The 18774-nt window shown below is 59.3% G+C and carries 21 protein-coding genes; 15 read left to right on the top strand and 6 right to left on the bottom strand.

Features of this window, described 5'->3' with window-relative positions; all coding sequences use genetic code 11:
* Positions 1–6: 6 nt before the first annotated feature.
* Genes KGA97_RS18710 through aroC form a run of 3 tightly spaced genes read right to left on the bottom strand, consistent with a single transcriptional unit; the run spans position 7 to position 2895 of the window.
* Positions 7–627 carry a methylthioribulose 1-phosphate dehydratase gene (locus KGA97_RS18710; protein ID WP_008031496.1) on the bottom strand — a complete coding sequence of 207 codons (621 nt, stop codon included), beginning with the start codon at positions 625–627 and terminating at the stop codon, positions 7–9.
* Positions 624–1775, bottom strand: coding sequence for an MFS transporter (locus tag KGA97_RS18705; RefSeq protein ID WP_223481262.1), 1152 nt, complete (start codon positions 1773–1775; stop codon positions 624–626). The genes KGA97_RS18710 and KGA97_RS18705 overlap by 4 nt, the downstream gene beginning before the upstream one ends.
* Positions 1776–1803: 28 nt before the next feature.
* Positions 1804–2895: a chorismate synthase gene (gene aroC / locus KGA97_RS18700; protein ID WP_008031492.1), complete on the bottom strand. Its 1092-nt coding sequence runs from the start codon at positions 2893–2895 to the stop codon at positions 1804–1806.
* An 83-nt stretch (positions 2896–2978) separates the two neighbouring features.
* Here aroC and KGA97_RS18695 point away from each other — a divergent pair, with 83 nt between their 5' ends.
* Positions 2979–3977: an alpha/beta hydrolase gene (locus tag KGA97_RS18695; protein WP_008042789.1), complete on the top strand. Its 999-nt coding sequence runs from the start codon at positions 2979–2981 to the stop codon at positions 3975–3977.
* Between the two features lie 110 nt (positions 3978–4087).
* Complete coding sequence (locus tag KGA97_RS18690) at positions 4088–4879, top strand: hypothetical protein (RefSeq protein WP_008042791.1); 792 nt, start codon at positions 4088–4090, stop codon at positions 4877–4879.
* 102 nt (positions 4880–4981) lie between these two features.
* Here KGA97_RS18690 and prmB read toward each other — a convergent pair whose 3' ends face one another.
* Positions 4982–5890 carry a 50S ribosomal protein L3 N(5)-glutamine methyltransferase gene (gene prmB, locus KGA97_RS18685; protein ID WP_192227315.1) on the bottom strand — a complete coding sequence of 303 codons (909 nt, stop codon included), beginning with the start codon at positions 5888–5890 and terminating at the stop codon, positions 4982–4984.
* A gap of 238 nt (positions 5891–6128) precedes the next feature.
* Between prmB and KGA97_RS18680 the strand changes: the two genes are divergently transcribed.
* The 7 genes from KGA97_RS18680 to KGA97_RS18645 all read left to right on the top strand — a co-directional run bounded on the left by KGA97_RS18680 (position 6129) and on the right by KGA97_RS18645 (position 11047).
* On the top strand, positions 6129–6719 hold the full coding sequence (locus KGA97_RS18680; RefSeq protein ID WP_008031485.1) for a cysteine hydrolase family protein: 591 nt from the start codon (positions 6129–6131) through the stop codon (positions 6717–6719).
* Between the two features lie 131 nt (positions 6720–6850).
* Positions 6851–7171 (top strand): hypothetical protein, encoded by a 321-nt coding sequence (locus tag KGA97_RS18675; protein ID WP_008031483.1) that lies wholly within the window; start codon positions 6851–6853, stop codon positions 7169–7171.
* Between the two features lie 86 nt (positions 7172–7257).
* Positions 7258–7815, top strand: coding sequence for a Smr/MutS family protein (locus tag KGA97_RS18670; RefSeq protein ID WP_008031481.1), 558 nt, complete (start codon positions 7258–7260; stop codon positions 7813–7815).
* A gap of 117 nt (positions 7816–7932) precedes the next feature.
* On the top strand, positions 7933–8646 hold the full coding sequence (locus KGA97_RS18665; RefSeq protein WP_008042796.1) for an XRE family transcriptional regulator: 714 nt from the start codon (positions 7933–7935) through the stop codon (positions 8644–8646).
* Positions 8647–8959: 313 nt separating this feature from the next.
* Positions 8960–9634 carry a polysaccharide lyase family 7 protein gene (locus KGA97_RS18660; RefSeq protein ID WP_008042798.1) on the top strand — a complete coding sequence of 225 codons (675 nt, stop codon included), beginning with the start codon at positions 8960–8962 and terminating at the stop codon, positions 9632–9634.
* Positions 9635–10028: 394 nt separating this feature from the next.
* On the top strand, positions 10029–10574 hold the full coding sequence (gene folE, locus KGA97_RS18650; RefSeq protein WP_032832746.1) for a GTP cyclohydrolase I FolE: 546 nt from the start codon (positions 10029–10031) through the stop codon (positions 10572–10574).
* Positions 10575–10675: 101 nt separating this feature from the next.
* Positions 10676–11047 carry a glutathione S-transferase N-terminal domain-containing protein gene (locus KGA97_RS18645; protein WP_008042800.1) on the top strand — a complete coding sequence of 124 codons (372 nt, stop codon included), beginning with the start codon at positions 10676–10678 and terminating at the stop codon, positions 11045–11047.
* Positions 11048–11236: 189 nt separating this feature from the next.
* Here the strand turns inward: KGA97_RS18645 and KGA97_RS18640 are convergent, their stop codons facing one another.
* Positions 11237–12403 (bottom strand): PLP-dependent aminotransferase family protein, encoded by a 1167-nt coding sequence (locus KGA97_RS18640; protein ID WP_207286351.1) that lies wholly within the window; start codon positions 12401–12403, stop codon positions 11237–11239.
* Between the two features lie 83 nt (positions 12404–12486).
* Here KGA97_RS18640 and KGA97_RS18635 point away from each other — a divergent pair, with 83 nt between their 5' ends.
* The 3 genes from KGA97_RS18635 to KGA97_RS18625 all read left to right on the top strand — a co-directional run bounded on the left by KGA97_RS18635 (position 12487) and on the right by KGA97_RS18625 (position 15268).
* Positions 12487–12930, top strand: a complete 444-nt coding sequence (locus KGA97_RS18635) for a MarR family winged helix-turn-helix transcriptional regulator (protein ID WP_008031465.1) — start codon at positions 12487–12489, stop codon at positions 12928–12930.
* A gap of 293 nt (positions 12931–13223) precedes the next feature.
* Complete coding sequence (locus KGA97_RS18630; protein ID WP_008031464.1) at positions 13224–14573, top strand: NCS2 family permease; 1350 nt, start codon at positions 13224–13226, stop codon at positions 14571–14573.
* A gap of 68 nt (positions 14574–14641) precedes the next feature.
* Positions 14642–15268, top strand: a complete 627-nt coding sequence (locus KGA97_RS18625) for a LysE family translocator (RefSeq protein WP_008031463.1) — start codon at positions 14642–14644, stop codon at positions 15266–15268.
* A 220-nt stretch (positions 15269–15488) separates the two neighbouring features.
* Here the strand turns inward: KGA97_RS18625 and uraH are convergent, their stop codons facing one another.
* A complete protein-coding gene (gene uraH / locus KGA97_RS18620) occupies positions 15489–15842 on the bottom strand; it encodes a hydroxyisourate hydrolase (RefSeq protein ID WP_008031462.1) in 354 nt (117 codons plus the stop codon).
* Between the two features lie 419 nt (positions 15843–16261).
* Between uraH and puuE the strand changes: the two genes are divergently transcribed.
* The 3 genes from puuE to alc form a co-directional block, all read left to right on the top strand.
* Positions 16262–17188, top strand: coding sequence for an allantoinase PuuE (gene puuE / locus KGA97_RS18615; protein ID WP_149629406.1), 927 nt, complete (start codon positions 16262–16264; stop codon positions 17186–17188).
* Entirely contained in the window at positions 17185–17700 is a 516-nt protein-coding gene (gene uraD / locus KGA97_RS18610) for a 2-oxo-4-hydroxy-4-carboxy-5-ureidoimidazoline decarboxylase (protein ID WP_008042802.1), read from the top strand. The genes puuE and uraD overlap by 4 nt, the downstream gene beginning before the upstream one ends.
* Positions 17701–17788: 88 nt before the next feature.
* Positions 17789–18774: allantoicase (gene alc / locus KGA97_RS18605; protein WP_223481261.1), on the top strand; the 986-nt coding region annotated here is incomplete at its 3' end.

Below are 18774 nucleotides of genomic sequence, written 5' to 3'. Positions count from 1 at the left end.
AACTCCTTAACGGTTTAGGATCGAACGCGTCTTCAACTCGCACTCGAACAAAAATTCAAAGGCCTCGATCTGCCGCAACGCATCACTCATGCGGGCGCCCCAGGTGTAGAGGCCGTGACCGCGAATCAGATAGCCGACGCAATCGGGATGGGCTTCCAGCCAAGGCTGCACCTTGGCGGCGAGACGCGCAATGTCCTGATCGTTGTCGAAAATCGGTACACGCACCCGGGATTCGTGGGTCGAGATGCCGCTGAACGCCTTTTGCAGCTCGTAGTCTTCGAACTCGATGAAATCTTCCGGCGTCAGTCGTGACAGCACCGTGGCGTTCACCGAATGGGTGTGCAGCACCGCGCCGATCTCCGCACGCCAGCTATAGAGCTGGGTGTGCAACAAGGTTTCGGCGGACGGTTTCTTGCCCGGTTCCAGACTGTTGCCCGACAGATCAGTGGCCAGCACATCGTCGATGCCCAACTGGCCTTTGTGCTTGCCGGACACGGTCAGCAAGGCTTCGCTCGGCGACAGCCGGGTCGAATAGTTGCTGCTGGTGGCCGGCGACCAGCCGCGGCCATACAAAAAACGCCCGGCGTCAATGATTTCCTGGGCGAGGTGTTCACGGGTCAGGCTCATGGCCGGTCCTCTTGCATACGTGTGGCAATGATAACGGCAGCCGCGAAGGCTGCCAGACTGGCAATACTAAAGGTGAACGAGGCCCCGAGGGCATTCCAGCTGTAGCCGGAGTACAACGCGCCCAGTGCGCCGCCGGTGCCGGCCAATGCCGCGTACAACGCCTGGCCCTGCCCTTGCTGGCGCGCACCGAAGCTACGTTGCACGAACTGGATGGCAGCGGCGTGAAAGCTACCGAACGTCGCCGCGTGCAACACTTGGGCAAACAGCAGCACCGATAAAAATTCAGCGAGCGACCCCAGCAGCAACCAGCGCAGCGCCGCCAGCAGAAAACTCGCCAGCAGCACCCGGCGCACGGAGAAGCGCGCAAGGATCTTGCTCATGGCCAGAAACATCAACACTTCGGCCACCACGCCAACTGCCCAGAGCAGGCCGATCAGGCCACGGCTGTAACCCAATCGCTCAAGGTGCAACGTCAGAAAGGTGTAATACGGGCCGTGGCTCATCTGCATCAGCGCCACGCACGCGTAAAACGCCAGCACACCGGGGCTGCGCAACTGCTTGAGAAACCCGTCAGCCGCCAGTTTTTCACTCTGGACCGGTTGCGCGTTCGGCACCCACAGGCTGCTGACGACGATCCCGGCCATGATCAGCACCAACGCCACCGGGTAGATGTCGAGGCTGAGCCATTCGAACAAGCGACCGAGCGCGACCACGGTGATGATGAAACCGATGGACCCCCACAAGCGAATCTGGCTGTAACGGGACGTCTGCCCTTTCAGATGCGCCAGGGTGATGACTTCGAACTGCGGCAACACCGCGTGCCAGAAGAACGCATGCAACGCCATGACCATCGCCAGCCAGACGTAGGTTTTACTGACAAAAATAAGCGAGAACGTCAGCAGCGTGCAGACCGCGCCAAAGCGCACGATGGCCAGGCGCTGGCCGGTGTAGTCCCCGAGCCAGCCCCAGATGTTCGGCGCGACGCAACGCATCAGCATCGGGATCGCCACCAGCTCGCCGATGCGCGCGGCAGAAAAACCCAGGTGATCGAAGTACAGCGCCAGGAACGGCGCTGTCGAACCGAGCAAGGCGAAATAGAACAGATAGAAACTGGAAAGCCGCCAGTACGGGAGCGCCGCCACGGTCATCAGACCGCAGCGACTGAGAGGTCAGCCATTAAAGCTGACCCAGCACCGGCGTGCTCACGCGCACATCGGCATTTTGCCCACGGTGACGCAACAGGTGATCCATCAGCACGATGGCCATCATCGCTTCGGCAATCGGCGTGGCACGGATGCCGACGCATGGGTCGTGACGGCCCTTGGTGATGACCTCCACCGGGTTGCCATTGATGTCGATGGAACGGCCCGGCGTGGTGATGCTCGATGTCGGCTTCAACGCCAAATGCGCAACGATTGGCTGGCCGGAGGAAATGCCGCCGAGGATGCCGCCAGCGTTGTTGCTGAGGAATCCTTCCGGGGTCATTTCATCGCGATGCTCAGTGCCACGCTGGGAAACACTGGCGAAACCGGCGCCGATTTCCACGCCTTTGACCGCGTTGATGCTCATCAGCGCGTGGGCCAGTTCGGCGTCGAGACGGTCGAAGATCGGTTCGCCAAGGCCTGGCATCACGCCTTCGGCGACGACGGTGATCTTCGCGCCAACCGAATCCTGGTCGCGGCGCAACTGGTCCATATAGGCTTCCAGTTCTGGCACCTTGTCCGGATCAGGGCTGAAAAACGCGTTTTCTTCCACCGAATCCCAGGTCTTGAACGGGATTTCGATCGGGCCTAGCTGGCTCATGTAACCGCGAATGACGATGCCCTGGGTGGCCAGGTATTTCTTGGCAATCGCGCCAGCCGCCACACGCATGGCGGTTTCCCGCGCCGAGCTGCGGCCGCCACCACGGTAATCGCGTTCGCCGTACTTGTGGTGATAGGTGTAGTCGGCGTGGGCCGGGCGGAAAAGGTCCTTGATCGCCGAGTAGTCCTTGGACTTCTGGTCGGTGTTGCGGATCAACAGGCCGATAGAGCAGCCCGTGGTGCGGCCTTCGAAAATGCCGGAGAGGATTTCGACTTCGTCGGCTTCCTGGCGTTGGGTGGTGTGGCGGCTGGTGCCGGGTTTGCGGCGATCGAGGTCGCGCTGCAAATCTTCCAGGGAAATTTCCAGCCCGGGCGGGCAGCCGTCGACAATGGCGACCAACGCCGGACCATGGCTTTCGCCCGCGGTGGTGACAGTGAACAGCTTGCCGTAGGTATTGCCGGACATGCAGGACGCTCCGTGAAATGAACCTGAATACGTAATGCGCGCCAGTATACGCAGGCTACCCAACTAGTTCATCCTCGAACCTTATGGGTGCCTGCGAGTCCAACCGGCATCTTGTTCATGATGGCGTGATGATGCTGCGAGTTTTAGCCTTGAGCCTTACCTTGTTTACCGGCTTTGTACAGGCCACCGTCCTGCAACGGCCGATCACACTGGATACCGGCACCGGGGAGCTTTTCGGCTCGTTGTTGCTGCCAAAATCCGACAAACCCGTACCGGTTGTCCTGATCATTTCCGGCTCCGGTCCTACAGACCGTGACGGCAATAACCCCGACGGCGGACGCAACGACAGCCTCAAGCGCCTCGCCTGGGTATTGGCCAAACACAACATCGCCAGCGTGCGTTACGACAAACGCGGCGTGGCGGCGAGCCTCGCGGCGACCCCGGACGAACGCAATCTGACGGTGGAAGCCTATGTGGCCGACGCCGAGGCCTGGGGCCACAAGCTCAAAAGCGATCCGCGCTTTGGCCAGTTGATTCTGCTGGGCCACAGCGAAGGCGCGTTGATCGCCAGCCTCGCGGCGCCGAGCGTCGATGCCGCCGGGGTGATTTCCCTGTCCGGCAGCGCACGGCCGATCGATCAGGTGCTGCGTCAGCAACTGAGCAATCGCTTGCCTCCTCCGCTGATGCTGCGCAGCAATGAATTGCTCGACAGCCTCAAGGCCGGTCGCACCGATGACAACGTACCGCCGCAACTTCAGGTGATATTCCGCCCGAGCGTGCAGCCGTACCTGATCTCACTGTTCCGCCAGGACCCCGCCGCCGCATTCGCCAAATTGAAAATGCCGGCGCTGATCATTCAGGGCAGCAACGACATCCAGGTCGGTGTCGGCGACGCCAGGTTGCTGCAGGCCGCCAAACCGGACGCCGAACTGGCGTTGATCGAGGGCATGAACCACGTCATGCGCATCGTGCCCAACGACGTCAAACGGCAATTGGCCTCCTACAAAGATCCGCAATTGCCGCTGGCAGCCGAACTGGGCACACGGATCCTCGGGTTTATTGACGGACTTCGCTCCAGTTGAGCGCTTTTTTAAGCGCTTTTTCCCTCCAGTCCTGAAAAAAACGGCCGATAAGCCTTTGTCGCCAGCGTTATGACTGGCGACAAGCTGAGCTTGGACAGGATCTCGCCGTTATGACTGATACCCCGACTTCACCCGACACCACCGCTGAAAAAGACGCACCGCCAGCGGTCGAGCTGCCGTGGGCGGACGTCCACGTCGAGCACCACAAGATGCTCCGCCTAGCGCCGTTGCAGACCGACCGCAACACCGGCGGGCGGCCACTGCGCTTTGTCGAATTCGGTTATGCCGAACGCAACGACAAGAAACACAGTCTGTTGCGCATGACCATTTCCCTGCCCGGCCAGCGCGTGCGCAAGGAACAGAACCACCTCGACGTGTGGGTCGACCACACCACAAAACGTGTGCATTTCGGACCGGAAAGCGGTTTGCAGATCGAACCGATGAACCGTGGCATCGGTCGCTACATGGCAGCCCAGGGCATTACCTGGGCGAAAAAGCGCTGGCCCGGCTACACCGTCGACGGCACCGACCTGAACAACAAGGACGCGCTGAACGAAGACACGCGCCTGCGCCGTGACCGCTTTCTGAAGGCGCATGGTTTTGAGGTGGTGTATGCCGACGCCCAGCATTTGAAGGGCAGCGTCAAAGAGGTGCAGGTCGGCGACCTGTTGGCCGACTGGAACACCGAGAAGTTGCAGCAGGTGGAAATTCTCGAAGCGGCGCAGATGCTGCAGCAGGCCGAGCAGAACCTGGCCGAGCAGGAAGTGAAGCTGAAGAAACACGAAGAAAAGGTCAGCAAGTACAAACGCGAAGACGCGGGGCTGCGGTTCACCATTACGTGCCTGGTGGCGTTTGCGGTGTTTCAGGCGGGGTTGTTGATCTGGATTGCCACGCACCGTTGAAGGCTTGAGACCGCGGCGCGGCCTTCGCGGGCAAGCCTCGCTCCTACAGGTTATTGGTGAACCCTTGTAGGAGCGAGGCTTGCCCGCGAAGGCGTCCTCACATCAGACGCGTGAAGCGAACAACGCCTGATGCTCCCGGCACTGCTGCGCCGTCAACATGAACACGCCATGCCCGCCGCGCTCGAAATCGAGCCAGGCAAAGTCGACTTCCGGGTACAACGCGTCAACGTGAACCTGGCTGTTGCCCACTTCGACAATCAGCAAACCCTTCTCGGTCAGATGATCCGCCGCTTCGGCGAGCATCCGTCGTACCAGGTTCAAGCCATCATCGCCACAGGCCAGGCCCAGCTCGGGTTCATGCTGATACTCCTGCGGCATGTCGGCGAAATCTTCCGCATCGACGTAAGGCGGGTTCGACACGATCAGGTCGAAACGCTGACCCGGCAAGCCATCGAAACCATCGCCCTGCACGGTGTAGACCCGCTCATCGACACCATGGCGCTCGATGTTCTGGTTAGCCACTTCCAGCGCTTCGAACGACAGATCCGCCAGCACGACTTCGGCGTTCTGGAATTCATAGGCGCAGGCGATACCGATGCAACCGGAACCGGTGCACAGGTCAAGAATCCGCGCAGGCGCGGCGCCCAGCCACGGTGCGAACCCCTTTTCAATCAGCTCACCGATCGGCGAACGCGGAATCAATACACGCTCATCGACGATGAACGACATGCCGCAGAACCATGCTTCACCCAACAGGTAAGCGGTCGGAATGCGTTCTTCGATGCGCCGCTTGAGCAAACGCTGCAGCTTGACCAGCTCATCGTCTTCCAGATTGCAGTCGAGGTAGCTGTCAGCAATTTCCCATGGCAAGTGCAAGGCACCCAACACCAGTTGACGGGCTTCGTCCCAGGCGTTGTCGGTCCCATGGCCGAAAAACAGATCCTCCCCATGGAAGCGGCTGACGGCCCAACGGATATGGTCACGCAGGGTACGAAGTCGGGAAGTGATCACGGGGTAAACTCCAGAAAAAACGACTGGCGATTCTAACAGCCAAAACGCGTTACGACGACGCAGGAAAAACACCGGCTCAGATGTAGGACATATCCATTTTTATCGCTGGCTATTGAACAAAACGAGGATATTGACAAGGCTGCAGGCCAGTAACGACGGCGCCTACGATGGTAGCGATTCACAGAAGCGCTCAGCCAGAGGACAATGTCGCAAAAGCCCCACTCCAAGGAGCCCCAGAATGTCCGTTCCAAAAACGATGTTTCAACTCAGCGGTCGCGGTTATGCCGCCGCCAATCTGAGCCATGCGACCCTTGTCATCATCGATGCCCAGAAAGAATACCTCAGCGGCCCCCTGGCCCTGGTCGGCATGGATGCTGCTGTCGCGAACATCAAGCAGCTGGTGAGCGCTGCCCGCGCAGCCGGCCGTCCTATCGTGCATGTGCGCCACCTCGGCACCGTCGGCGGGCTGTTCGATCCGCAAGGCGAGCGCGGTGAATTCATCCCGGGCCTCGAACCACAGAGCGACGAAACCATCATCGGCAAGTTGCTGCCGAGTGCGTTTCACGGCACCGAACTGCTGGACCGCCTGCAAAATCTCGGCTCCCTGGACCTGATCGTGTGCGGTTTCATGAGTCACTCCAGCGTCAGCACCACCGTGCGCGCCGCGAAAAACCTGGGCTTTCGCTGCACCCTCGTTGAAGACGCCTGTGCAACGCGCGATTTGCCCTACAAGGGTGGCGTGTTGAGCGCTGACCACGTTCAACAGACCGAAATGGCGATCATGGCGGACAACTTCGCCACCCTCGCCCTGACCCACGATCTGATCTGATCGACGCTTGATGAGCGGTTCATGCCGCCGCTCATCCGCAAAAGCCTCTCGTTCGCTGTAAATGTCATAGCCTCAGGAACATCCCGGTCAACTCCCGGTCGAAGGGCCGATACCCATTGAGGAAGGTCGGAATGAAGTTATCCGATGGTTTTGACGCACGCCGCTTGCGGCCCAAAGGCCAAAGCAACTGGCGTTTTCGATTCGGCGCAGCCTTTGCTGCCTTGCTGGCAACGTGCGGTGTGTTGCTGGCGATGGCCGGCGCCGCCAGCCTGCTGGGCCACCCGCCGGCACTCGGCGAGTTGAATGCCAGCCCGCTGGGCTCGGCAATCATTCTGGCGGTCGGTCTGTTCCTGCTCTACCTGGGCGTTTGGCTGTGGCGGCGTTGCCGTCGCCGTGCGCGCCAGTCGCAAGAGCTGAACATGTCCCCGCATCTGATGAAAAAACACGACTGAATTGACGGCCTGACGTTTACCGGGCCCCAATTGTTATCGGTCGTGTCTCGACTTGGGTAAACTGGCCGCCCTTCGCGGAGGCTGATATGCAAGACAACGATTTTTCCCTGTTCAAAAGCGCGATCCAAGGCGTCAAGCCGATCAAGCACGATCGCGCCGAAACCGGCAAACCCAAGGCTGACCGCGCGCAGATCGCCAAGCTGCGTCAAGCCGCCACCGTGCGCACCGATGCCACCACCGTTGACGGTCTGTCCGATCAGTTCGTGATCGACGTCGGCCCGGAAGACGAGCTGATGTGGGCGCGCGACGGCGTGCAGGAAAGCCAGATGCGCAAGCTCAAGATCGGGCAAATCCCCTTCGAAGGCAGCCTCGACCTGCACGGCATGAGTGTGGAAAAGGCCCGGGAAACGCTCTGGGCGTTCCTGGCGGAAGCGACCAAATTCGAAATCCGCTGCGTGCGCGTCACCCACGGCAAAGCCGTGCGCCTGGACGGCAAGCGGCCGATGATCAAAAGCCACGTCAACACCTGGCTGCGCCAGCATTCACAGGTACTTGGCTTCACCTCGTGCCAGGCGAAACATGGTGGTGCCGGAGCGGTCTATGTGATGCTTAAACGCACCATGATGGAAGGTCGCGACGAGTAAAGTCGTTGCGCCACGCTTGCAGCGTCGTATCCGCCACACCGATCTGGCTACTGGCTGACCAATCAGTACAGGTACACCGACTTGCAATGATATGGGAGCTCCCGTAATACTTCGCAGATGGAATTTAAAGAAAGACTCAAAACAGCCCGCCAACACGCCAAGCTCAATCAGACCGAGCTTGCCGAGCGCGCGGGGCTGACTCAAACCTCAATCTCCGACCTCGAGCGCGGGAAATCGAAAGCGACAGCCTTTGTTGCCCAGATCGCTTCAGTGTGTGGCGTTTCACCGATGTGGCTGGCTGAAGGTGTCGGTGACATGCTTAAAGGGGTCTCCCCCCCTCCAGACATTTCAATGTCAGATATCCAGCCTTGGGACGACAGCACCCCCCTGGATGACGATGAGGTTTATGTCCCCTTCCTGCGTGAAGTTGAGCTGGCGGCGGGTTCAGGTCGTTTCGTGATCGCAGAAAACGACAGCGCCAGGCTGCGTTTCTTCAAGAAAGACCTGCGTCACAATAACGTGCAGTTCAACAACGCCAGGTGCGTGCGGGTGAGCGGGAACAGCATGTTCCCGGTACTGCGCGACGGCGCCACCGTCGGCATGAACATTGGCAAGAATTCGCTGGGCGACATCGTCGACGGCGACATGTACGCGATCAACCACAACGGCCAGCTCCGCGTGAAACAAGTCTACCGACTGCCCAGCGGGATCCGGCTACGCAGCTTCAACCGTGACGAGCATCCGGACGAGGACTACACCTTCGCCGAGGTCCAGGAGCAGCAGATTGCGATCCTGGGTCACGTCTTTTGGTGGGCGATGTATTCGCGGTGAACCGAGTTGCGGTGATTCGTGAGCGTCCAGTGCCATAACGTGCAATACAGCAAATCGACGCACATCCAAGAGGAGCCCGCCAAGCGCGGGCTTTTTTTGCACCTGAAATACAGGCGCAGAATAAAATATGGGAATACCCGTTTACACAAAATATGGGAACGCCTATATTCGTATTCAAGCCAACGGGAAATCGATCGGAAGCTGCCAACTATCACTTCTGCCCATTCATTGAGTGGGCAGTGGGATGTAGGCCTGCATCAAACGCAAGGCTCACCAGAGCAAAAAGCGACATCAATGGACTGAGGTAAAAACCATGACTGTAGACATCAGCAACTTCACCATCGCTACCCCGCTTCCAATCTCCGACACCAACCCGATTGCGCTTGAGCTCATCGGCTGGCGCGCACTGCTCGAATGCCCCGACGTCATCTCAATGCTTGAAGATGGTTCGCTGCAGATGACGGCGCCGACGCTTGGAGCGTCCAGCAAGAGCACGCTACGAACTCGCTGTGAGTGGAAGGAGCCAGGTTACTGGCTGTTCTCCAGCGCAGCGGACCACTGGAACCGCCAGGAAATGCGACTGACCAAAGTCAACTCGCTGCAGAAAGTCGTGATTGGCCAAATTCATGTGAAGGGTTCAGAACGACCTCCGGTGAAGGTGTTCTGGAACAAAGGAAAAATCACCATGGGGTTCCGGTCAAGCTACCTCCAGGACGATCCGGTCAACTCGACGGTGTTGGAGAATGTACCGCTCGGTGCACTTTTCAAAATCAACATTCACGCCAACTCGAGCGGCGCCGTTTCTGTATCGGCCAGCTGTAACGGCGTCAAATCCACTTCCGCGATCATGCGCCTCGACAACACTTGGGACACGAAAACGCTTGCCTTTCACGGTGGCGTGTACAACCAGATCGATTACTCCGACACCACCGACCCGCTAGACGGTTCCGTCTGCATCATCAGCGATCTGTCGATCACTCACGCCTGATAGACCTGCTCGGCCTGATGAGCAAAACAGGTTTCAGGGGAACATCACTGCTGCAGCCTGGCGACAGGCTGTAGCGGGATGCGGATAAAATCCGGCAGGCCTGCGCGACCGACAAACACTTGCCGGCCGCAACGACCGATTTTGGGCTTCGCGCCCGCTGGCAATACAACTGCCGTCACACATACGCTACCATGTGCCCCATGTCGGGGATGAACCCTGCGTTTTATTGCCAATCAGCTCGGTCGTAGCGTTCAGATGTTGCTATCGACCACGCCCGACGAATCAACTCCGGCATCGACCAGAGTGAACGGGCCGTTTGAAACGAGCTCGATTGGTACAACATTGGTACAGACAGAAACAGTACCCCTCTGAAACCCTTATGGAATCAGCCCCTGTGACACTGGAACAGAATTACACCGCGATTCTCGGCCAATTGGGCGAGGACGTCTCCCGCGAGGGCCTGCTCGACACGCCAAAACGTGCCGCCAAAGCCATGCAGTACCTCTGCCGCGGTTATGAACAGACACTGGAAGAAGTCACCAACGGTGCCTTGTTCAGCTCCGACAACAGCGAAATGGTGCTGGTGAAAGACATCGAGCTCTACTCGTTGTGCGAACACCACCTGCTGCCGTTCATCGGCAAGGCGCACGTCGCCTATATTCCGAGCGGCAAAGTGCTGGGCCTGTCGAAAGTCGCGCGGATCGTCGATATGTACGCCCGCCGCCTGCAGATCCAGGAAAACCTCAGCCGCCAGATCGCCGATGCGGTCCAGCAAGTCACCGGCGCCCTGGGCGTTGCGGTGGTGATCGAGGCCAAGCACATGTGCATGATGATGCGCGGTGTGGAGAAGCAGAATTCGACGATGATCACCTCGGTGATGCTCGGTGAGTTCCGCGAAAACGCGGCGACCCGCAGCGAGTTTCTCAGCCTGATCAAGTAATTCGCAGCAACGAAGAAAACCGGCATTCATCGCCGGTTTTTTTTCGCCTGCGAAAAATCAGGTAAGCTGCGCGACTTCTTTCGCCCCGTGAGGCTTGTACCGTGTTCGTTAAAGCGCTTCGTGTCGGCCTCGGCCAACTGATCATTTTCATCGACTTCATCACCCGTCCCGGCAAAAAGCAGCGCCCTGCCGCCGCCCAGGCTCAGGTTGAAGCGGCTGCCAAGGACCTGACGCTGTATCAGTTCCACGCCTGCCCGTTCTGCGTGAAAACCCGCCGCACCCTGCGCCGCCTGAACGTGCCGGTGGCGTTGCGTGATGCGAAGAACAACGAGCAGGATCGTCAGGTTCTGCTGGAGCAAGGCGGCAAGATCAAGGTCCCGTGCCTGCGCATTGAAGAGAATGGCCAGACCACCTGGATGTATGAGTCCAAGGTGATCATTGATTATCTGGACAAGCGCTTCGCGGCGGCGTGAGTTTTTGCGGCGTCCTGACGGACGCCATCGCCAGCAAGCCGGCTCCTACAGGGGGCGCGGCGTTCACAAATCTTGTGTACACCGCCTATTTGTAGGAGCCGGCTTGCTGGCGATGAGGCCCGTCCAGACACCACAAAACCCAGCCCCAAAAAAAAACCGGCCCATGAGCCGGTTTTTTTATCTCTGCGATCAGGCCGCTTCCGCTGCCTGCGCCTGTCGCACCACCGCCGCCAATCGCTTCAACCCTTCATCCAGCCGCGCCGGATCGATGTGGCTGAAGTTCAGCCGTAAATGCCCCGGGTGATTGTCCGGCTCTGGAAAAAACGGCTCACCCGGCATGAACGCCACATCCGCCGCCAGTGCAGGCTTGAGCAACGTGCGCGTGTCCAGCGGTTGTTTCAGCGTCAACCAGAAAAACAGCCCGCCCTGCGGCACGTTCCACTCTGCCAAATCAGAAAAATGCGTTTCCAGCGCCGACTGAAACGCATCCCGACGCACCCGGTAAAAATCCCGCAGCTCACTCAGGTGCTGCTGGAATTTCTCGGTGCCGATCCATTGCAGCGCTTGCCACTGGCCCACGCGGTTGGTGTGCAGATCGGCGGACTGCTTGAGCTTCAGCAAATGCGGAAACAGGTCCGGACTGGCAATCAGATAGCCGACCCGCAGCCCCGGCAACAAGGTTTTCGACACGGTGCCGGTGTAGATCCAGCTGGTCTTTTTCAAGCGACTGACGATTGGCCTGGCACTGCCGCCATCAAACGTCAGCTCGCGATACGGCTCGTCTTCGATCAGGGTGACGCCGAACTCATCCAGCAACGCGGCGACCGCATCGCGCTTGGCCTCGCTGTAGCGCACCGCCGACGGGTTCTGGAAAGTCGGGATCAGGTAGATGAAAGCAGGCTGGTGTTTTTCCAGACGCGTGCGCAGCTCAAGCAGATTAGGGCCATCGGCCTCCAGCGGCACGGTGATGCAGTCGGCGCCAAACAGTTGAAAGATCTGCAACGCCGCCAAATACGTCGGCGCTTCGAGCAGGATCTCGGTGCCTTTGTCGATGTAGAGCTTGGCCGCCAGATCGAGGGTTTGCTGCGAGCCGCTGACCACCAATACCTGACTCGCCTCACAGGGCACGCCCAGTGCTCGCGCCTCGGCCGCCAAGGCTTCGCGCAACGCCGGCTCCCCTTCGCTCATGCCGTATTGGCCGATGGACAGCGGCATGTCGGCCCATTCGACGGTCGGCAGCATGACTTCGGCCGGCAAGCCACCGGCAAACGACATCACTTGCGGGCGCTGGGCTGCGGCGAGGATTTCACGAATCAAAGAACTTTTAAGGCGCGAGACACGTTCGGAAAAAGCCATGGGGGGTCACCGGTAGCGAGGCCTGAGGAAAATGAGTCAAACTGGTTGACCGAAATTACGACAACCCGAACGGATACGTCAACATGCTTGACCTTAAAAATCCCGCCTCCCAGCAACAGGCCATGGAAGCGTTTTTCTTCGGCTACCAGGCGTTCACCGCCAAGGCCGACGAAATGCTCGAGCGTCGCGGCTTGAGCCGGGTGCATCAACGCATCGTGTTTTTCATCGCCCGATACCCGAATCTCAGCGTCAAGGAGCTGCTGGCATTGCTCGGCGTGAGCAAGCAGGCACTGAACATCCCACTGCGCCAGTTGGTGGAAATGCACCTGGTGGACAGCGTTGCGTCCGAGACCGACAAGCGTAAACGGCTGCTGGAACTGACCGTGGAAGGGGCGCGGTTTGAGCAATCGTTGCGGCGTGAGCAGGTGAAACTGCTGGAGCGGGTGTTTGCCGAGGCTGGGGAGACGGCGGTGAATGGATGGTTGGCGGTGAATCTGGCGCTTGGGGAGAACCAGCAAAAAATCTGAATCCTGGAAACCGCCTTCGCGGGCAAGCCTCGCTCCTACAGGATATGCGCCGCTTTTGTAGGAGCGAGGCTTGCCCGCGATGGCGTCCTTACTGGCGATATATCCCGATCGCCAAACTTTTCGTCTACAAAATCAAAAACATTATTTGCATTATTTGTATACAAAAGCATAATCCACTGCGTGCGAGTTCCTGACCAAGCGGTCAACAAATTCGCGAATGCCTCAAAGGGCCGCTGCCACCCTCATGGGTCCGGCCCTGGAAATAACAATAAAACTCTTGAGGAGTACTCGCTGTGGAAAGCCGCAAATCCGAAGCCCCGTCGCTGGAACTCTCGCCGCCATTACGCAATGGCTGGCTGGAACGCATCTTCAAACTCAGCTTGCATGGCACCACGGTGAAGACCGAGTTGATTGCCGGTCTGACAACCTTCATCACCATGGCTTACATCATCTTCGTCAACCCCAACATCATGGCCGACGCCGGGATCGATCACGGCGCGGCATTCGTTGCAACGTGCATCGCGGCTGCGCTGGGTTGCCTGTTGATGGGCCTGTACGCCAACTGGCCAGTCGGCCTCGCGCCGGGCATGGGCCTCAACGCCTTCTTCACCTACACCGTGGTCGGCACCATGGGCTACAACTGGGAAACCGCACTCGGTGCAGTGTTCGTGTCCGGTGTGTTGTTCATGATCCTGACCTTCTCCAAGATCCGCGAATGGCTGCTCAACAGCATTCCGGTGAGCCTGCGCTTTGCGATGGGCGCCGGCGTAGGTCTGTTCCTCGGCCTGATCGGCTTGAAAACCGCCGGCATCGTCGTCGATAGCCCGGCGACGCTGATCAAGCTCGGCTCGCTACGTGAACCCGGCCCGCTGCTCGCCGCGATCTGCTTCCTGATGATCGCCGTGCTCAGCTACCACAAGGTGTTCGGTGCGATTCTCATCAGCATCATTACCGTAACGCTGGCCGGTTGGGGTCTGGGCCTGGTGCATTACGAAGGGATCATGTCGGCGCCGCCGAGCCTGGCACCGACCTGGATGGCCATGAACGTCGCCGGCGTATTCAACGTCAGCATGATCAGCGTGGTACTGGCCTTCCTCTTCGTGCACATGTTCGACACTGCCGGCACTTTGATGGGCGTCGCCCAGCGCGCCAACCTGGTGAACGCGGACGGCCGCATCGAAAACCTCTCTCGCGCCATGAAAGCTGACAGCGCCTCCAGCGTATTCGGTGCCGTGGTGGGTGTTCCTCCGGTAACAAGCTACGTGGAAAGTGCCGCGGGTGTAGCCGCTGGTGGTCGGACTGGTCTTACCGCAGTGACCGTAGGTGTGCTATTTATTGCAGCCATGTTTTTCGCACCGCTGGCTGGCATGATCCCCGCTTATGCAACAGCCGGCGCGCTGATTTACGTGGCGATGCTGATGATGGGTGGCATGGCGCACATCGAATGGGACGAAGCGACCGACAGCATTCCGGCGATCGTCACCGCGATCATGATGCCGCTGACCTTCTCGGTCGCCGACGGTATTGCGCTGGGCTTCATCACCTATGTGGCGTTGAAAGCCGGCACCGGTAAATACAAGGAAATTTCCGTGAGCCTGTGGGTGCTCTGCGCGATCTTCATCGCCAAGTTCATCTTCTTGTAAATACAGGTACTCGCTTGAAAACAGCCTCACCCCGTCGGGTGAGGCTTTTGTGCAAATGGAGGAAAGTGATGAGTCTGGAAACCTGGCTGCTGTTCAGCGGCGCTGCGCTGGTGGTGATCCTGATCCCGGGGCCACTGTCGTTGCTGATGATCAGCAACAGTCTGAATTACGGTTTGCGTCGTTCTTACCCGGCATTTCTGGGTGGCGTGATTGCGTCGATCTGCCTGCTCAGCGCTTCCGCGCTGGGATTGGGGGCGTTGTTGCTGGCTTCGGAACAGCTGTTCAGCGCATTGAAAATCGTCGGCGCGCTGTACCTGTTCTACCTCGCCTGGCAGAGCTGGCAGCAATCGCGCCAGCCATCGGTCGGCGCTGAAGTGCCCCAGGCTGCGCCAGTGCCACGTTTCCGTGCCCTGTTCGGGCGCGCATTTGTGCTGGGTGCGAGCAATCCGAAAGACATCCTGTTCTTCGCAGCGTTCCTGCCGCAGTTCTTGAGCGCCGGGCAACCGTTCCTGCCGCAGTTGCTGGTGATGATTGCTACGTGGACGGTGTTGGATCTGCTGTGCAAATTGGCTTACGGGTTAGGTGCCCATGGTGCGGCGCGGTATCTGCGCAGTGGCAAGGGGCAGAGTTGGTTTAACCGCGTGAGTGCAGGCCTATTTAGTGGAGCGGGTGCGGCGTCGCTGTTGAGCCGTTAAGAGCTTCGCGGGCAAGTCGGATCGCCGCCCGCTCGCTCCTACAGGTTCTTGTGTCGTTCATGGAATGGAAAACAACCTGTAGGAGCGAGGCTTGCCCGCGAAGGCGTCGGCACATTCACCACATTCCTCGGGACGAAAAAAAGCCCGCAGTGTGAGCGGGCGAAAGACCAAAGAAGCTATATGCGCAGTCGCTTCTCGGAGGCGACAGCTGCTTGGGGGATCAGCTGCCGCGGTACGTGGAATAGCTATAAGGCGAAATCAGCAGCGGCACATGGTAGTGATCCTGTTCCGCAGAGATGCCAAACCGCAGCACCACCACATCCAGGAACGCAGGCTCCGGCAGCTGAACGCCACGGGCGCGGTAGTAATCGCCCGCATGAAACTGAACCTGATAGACCCCGGTGCGGTAGTCATCGCCCTGCAGCAGCGGTGCATCGACGCGGCCGTCGCTGTTGGTGATTGCGCTGGCGACCAATTCCAGCTGCGAGCCTTCAACGCGGTACAACTCGACCTTGATCGAGCTGCCCGGGCAACCGTGTGCAGCGTCCAAAACGTGTGTAGTCAAACGTCCCATTGATTCTGCGCGCCTGCCTGCGTGGAGCAGTCAGACCTCGCGCCTCCCGAAGTCAGTTGAAAAGGAGACCGCACCGATTCGGAGCACGAAAAGCTGCGGCGAGCGACTGATTAAGACACTTTTCATAAAAATTGTACACAATAAAAACGACATTTTTGCAGCCAGTACCGCCATTCAAGGATTCGCAGTCAATCTGACGCCAAACCATGCGAGCAGCGGACCTTCTATCCATTAGCTGACCAACTGGGCAGGTTTCTTGCAGTAGCACTCCAAGATGACAGCAGATGAAAAATGCGAAAATTCAGGCTTACAAAGTGGATATAAAGTTGTATACAATCAGCCCATCGCTGTGACGCCAGCCTGTCATCCCATCGCCAGGCCGCCACACAACCTGTCAACGAATAAGAAGGAAGACTGCAGTGAGCGCTGACTACCCACGCGACCTGATCGGTTACGGCAGTAACCCTCCTCACCCACACTGGCCGGGCAATGCGCGCATCGCCCTGTCTTTCGTGCTCAATTATGAAGAAGGCGGCGAGCGCAACATCCTGCACGGCGATAAAGAGTCCGAAGCCTTCCTTTCGGAAATGGTCTCGGCGCAGCCGCTGCAAGGCGCGCGCAACATGAGCATGGAATCCCTTTACGAGTATGGCAGCCGCGCCGGCGTCTGGCGGATTCTGAAACTGTTCAAGGAATTCGACATTCCGCTGACCATCTTCGCCGTGGCCATGGCCGCCCAGCGCCACCCGGACGTGATCCGCGCGATGGTCGATGCCGGTCACGAGATCTGCAGCCACGGCTATCGCTGGATCGACTACCAGTACATGGACGAAGCGCAGGAACGCGAGCACATGCTCGAAGCGATCCGCGTCCTCACCGAAATCACCGGCGAACGCCCACTGGGCTGGTACACCGGCCGCACCGGCCCGAACACCCGTCGGCTAGTGATGGAAGAAGGCGGCTTTCTCTACGACTGCGACACCTACGACGACGACCTGCCCTACTGGGAACCGAACAACCCGACCGGCAAGCCGCACCTGGTGATCCCGTACACCCTGGACACCAACGACATGCGCTTCACCCAGGTCCAGGGCTTCAACAAGGGCGACGATTTTTTTGAATACCTGAAAGACGCTTTCGATGTGCTGTACGCCGAAGGTGCCGAAGCGCCGAAAATGCTCTCGATCGGTCTGCACTGCCGGCTGATTGGCCGTCCGGCGCGTCTGGCCTCGCTCAAGCGCTTTATCGAATACGCTAAAAGTCATGAACAGGTGTGGTTCAGCCGCCGCGTCGACATCGCTCGCCACTGGCACGAAACCCACCCGTACCAAGGGACTGCCAAATGAGCACCTTTCAAACCCTGAAACCCTCGACCCTGAGCCGCGACGCGTTCGTCACCGCTTTCGCCGACATCTACGAACATTCGCCATGGGTGGCCGAGAAGGCCTTCGACCTGGGCCAGGACGCTTCGATCGACGAGATCGAAACCCTGCACCAGCGCATGAGCGACATCCTGTTGAGCGCTGATCACGAAAGCCAGTTGGCCCTGATCAACGCTCACCCGGACCTGGCCGGCAAAGCCGCCGTCCAGGGCCAGTTGACCGAAGCCAGCACCAATGAACAGGCTGGCGCCGGTATTCACCAATGCACGGCCGAAGAGTTTTCTCGCTTCACCGAGCTGAACGACGCCTACAAAGCCAAGTTCAAGTTTCCCTTCATCATGGCGGTAAAAGGCAGCAACCGGCATCAGATCCTCGCGGCGTTCGAAACGCGCATTCACAACCCGGCAGAAACCGAGTTCAAGTGCGCGCTGGCGGAGATCAACAAGATCGCCCTGTTCCGATTACTGACCCTATAGCGAGCCTTGCCCGAGCGACATTGGACGCAAACATCGCCCAGGGCACTGCAAGCATCCCAAGCCAACTTATTAAAGGCAGACAAGAAGAATGAAAGCTTACGCCGTACCTTTCGAGAAGTTCGTCAACCTGGCCGACGCCCGCCTGGGCACCAAAATCATTTCGGTCACCGATGACTGGTTCGCAGACGCCAACCGTCTGTTCCAACCGACCCCGGCCGTGTGGAAGGAGGGCGTGTTCGATGACAACGGCAAGTGGATGGACGGCTGGGAATCGCGTCGCAAACGCTTCGAAGGCTACGACAGCGCGGTCATCCGCCTGGGCGTGCCGGGTTCGATCAAAGGCGTAGACATCGACACTTCATTCTTCACCGGCAACTTCCCGCCGTCGGCTTCGCTGGAAGCCTGCTTCCTCGCGTCTGGCGAGCCGGACGACAACACCCAGTGGACTGAAGTGCTGTCGGCCGTCGAGCTGCAAGGCAACAGCCACCACTACCACGAAATCAGCAACGACCAGGCCTTCAGCCACCTGCGCTTCAACATCTACCCGGATGGCGGCGTGGCCCGTCTGCGTGTCTACGGCATTCCGTTCCGCGACTGGTCCGCTGTGGGTGACAACGAGCAAGTGGACCTGGCCGCAGCCCTGAACGGTGGCCGCGCCCTCGCCTGCTCCGACGAACACTTCGGCCGCATGAGCAACATCCTCAACCCGGGCCGTGGCATCAACATGGGCGATGGCTGGGAAACCGCACGTCGTCGCACGCCGGGCAATGACTGGGTCATCGTCGCGCTGGGTCATGCCGGCGAGATCGAAAAAGTCGTCGTCGACACCCTGCACTTCAAGGGCAACTACCCGGACACCTGCTCGATCCAGGGCGCCTTTGTGAAGGGCGGCACCGACAGCCAGATCGAAACCCAATCGCTGTTCTGGCGCGAACTGTTGCCGGCGCAGAAACTGGAAATGCACGCCGAACACACCTTCGCCGAGCAGATCAAGGCACTGGGCCCGATCACCCACATCCGCCTGAACGTGTTCCCGGATGGCGGTGTGAGCCGCCTGCGCGTACTGGGCAAGGT

Origin of the sequence: Pseudomonas sp. BF-B-15 (assembly GCF_019946675.1) — a bacterium.
Lineage (GTDB): Bacteria > Pseudomonadota > Gammaproteobacteria > Pseudomonadales > Pseudomonadaceae > Aquipseudomonas > Aquipseudomonas migulae.
The sequence above is the reverse complement of the archived record's forward strand: the minus strand, read 5'-3'. Positions and strand labels throughout refer to the sequence as shown.

Coding starts and splice junctions, on each gene's coding strand:
- KGA97_RS18710 (WP_008031496.1), bottom strand. CDS start 627: ATGAGCCTGACCCGTGAACACCTCGCCCAGGAAATCATTGACGCCGGG.
- KGA97_RS18705 (WP_223481262.1), bottom strand. CDS start 1,775: ATGACCGTGGCGGCGCTCCCGTACTGGCGGCTTTCCAGTTTCTATCTG.
- aroC (WP_008031492.1), bottom strand. CDS start 2,895: ATGTCCGGCAATACCTACGGCAAGCTGTTCACTGTCACCACCGCGGGC.
- KGA97_RS18695 (WP_008042789.1), top strand. CDS start 2,979: ATGGGTGCCTGCGAGTCCAACCGGCATCTTGTTCATGATGGCGTGATG.
- KGA97_RS18690 (WP_008042791.1), top strand. CDS start 4,088: ATGACTGATACCCCGACTTCACCCGACACCACCGCTGAAAAAGACGCA.
- KGA97_RS18680 (WP_008031485.1), top strand. CDS start 6,129: ATGTCCGTTCCAAAAACGATGTTTCAACTCAGCGGTCGCGGTTATGCC.
- KGA97_RS18675 (WP_008031483.1), top strand. CDS start 6,851: ATGAAGTTATCCGATGGTTTTGACGCACGCCGCTTGCGGCCCAAAGGC.
- KGA97_RS18670 (WP_008031481.1), top strand. CDS start 7,258: ATGCAAGACAACGATTTTTCCCTGTTCAAAAGCGCGATCCAAGGCGTC.
- KGA97_RS18665 (WP_008042796.1), top strand. CDS start 7,933: ATGGAATTTAAAGAAAGACTCAAAACAGCCCGCCAACACGCCAAGCTC.
- KGA97_RS18660 (WP_008042798.1), top strand. CDS start 8,960: ATGACTGTAGACATCAGCAACTTCACCATCGCTACCCCGCTTCCAATC.
- KGA97_RS18640 (WP_207286351.1), bottom strand. CDS start 12,403: ATGGCTTTTTCCGAACGTGTCTCGCGCCTTAAAAGTTCTTTGATTCGT.
- KGA97_RS18635 (WP_008031465.1), top strand. CDS start 12,487: ATGCTTGACCTTAAAAATCCCGCCTCCCAGCAACAGGCCATGGAAGCG.
- KGA97_RS18625 (WP_008031463.1), top strand. CDS start 14,642: ATGAGTCTGGAAACCTGGCTGCTGTTCAGCGGCGCTGCGCTGGTGGTG.
- uraH (WP_008031462.1), bottom strand. CDS start 15,842: ATGGGACGTTTGACTACACACGTTTTGGACGCTGCACACGGTTGCCCG.
- uraD (WP_008042802.1), top strand. CDS start 17,185: ATGAGCACCTTTCAAACCCTGAAACCCTCGACCCTGAGCCGCGACGCG.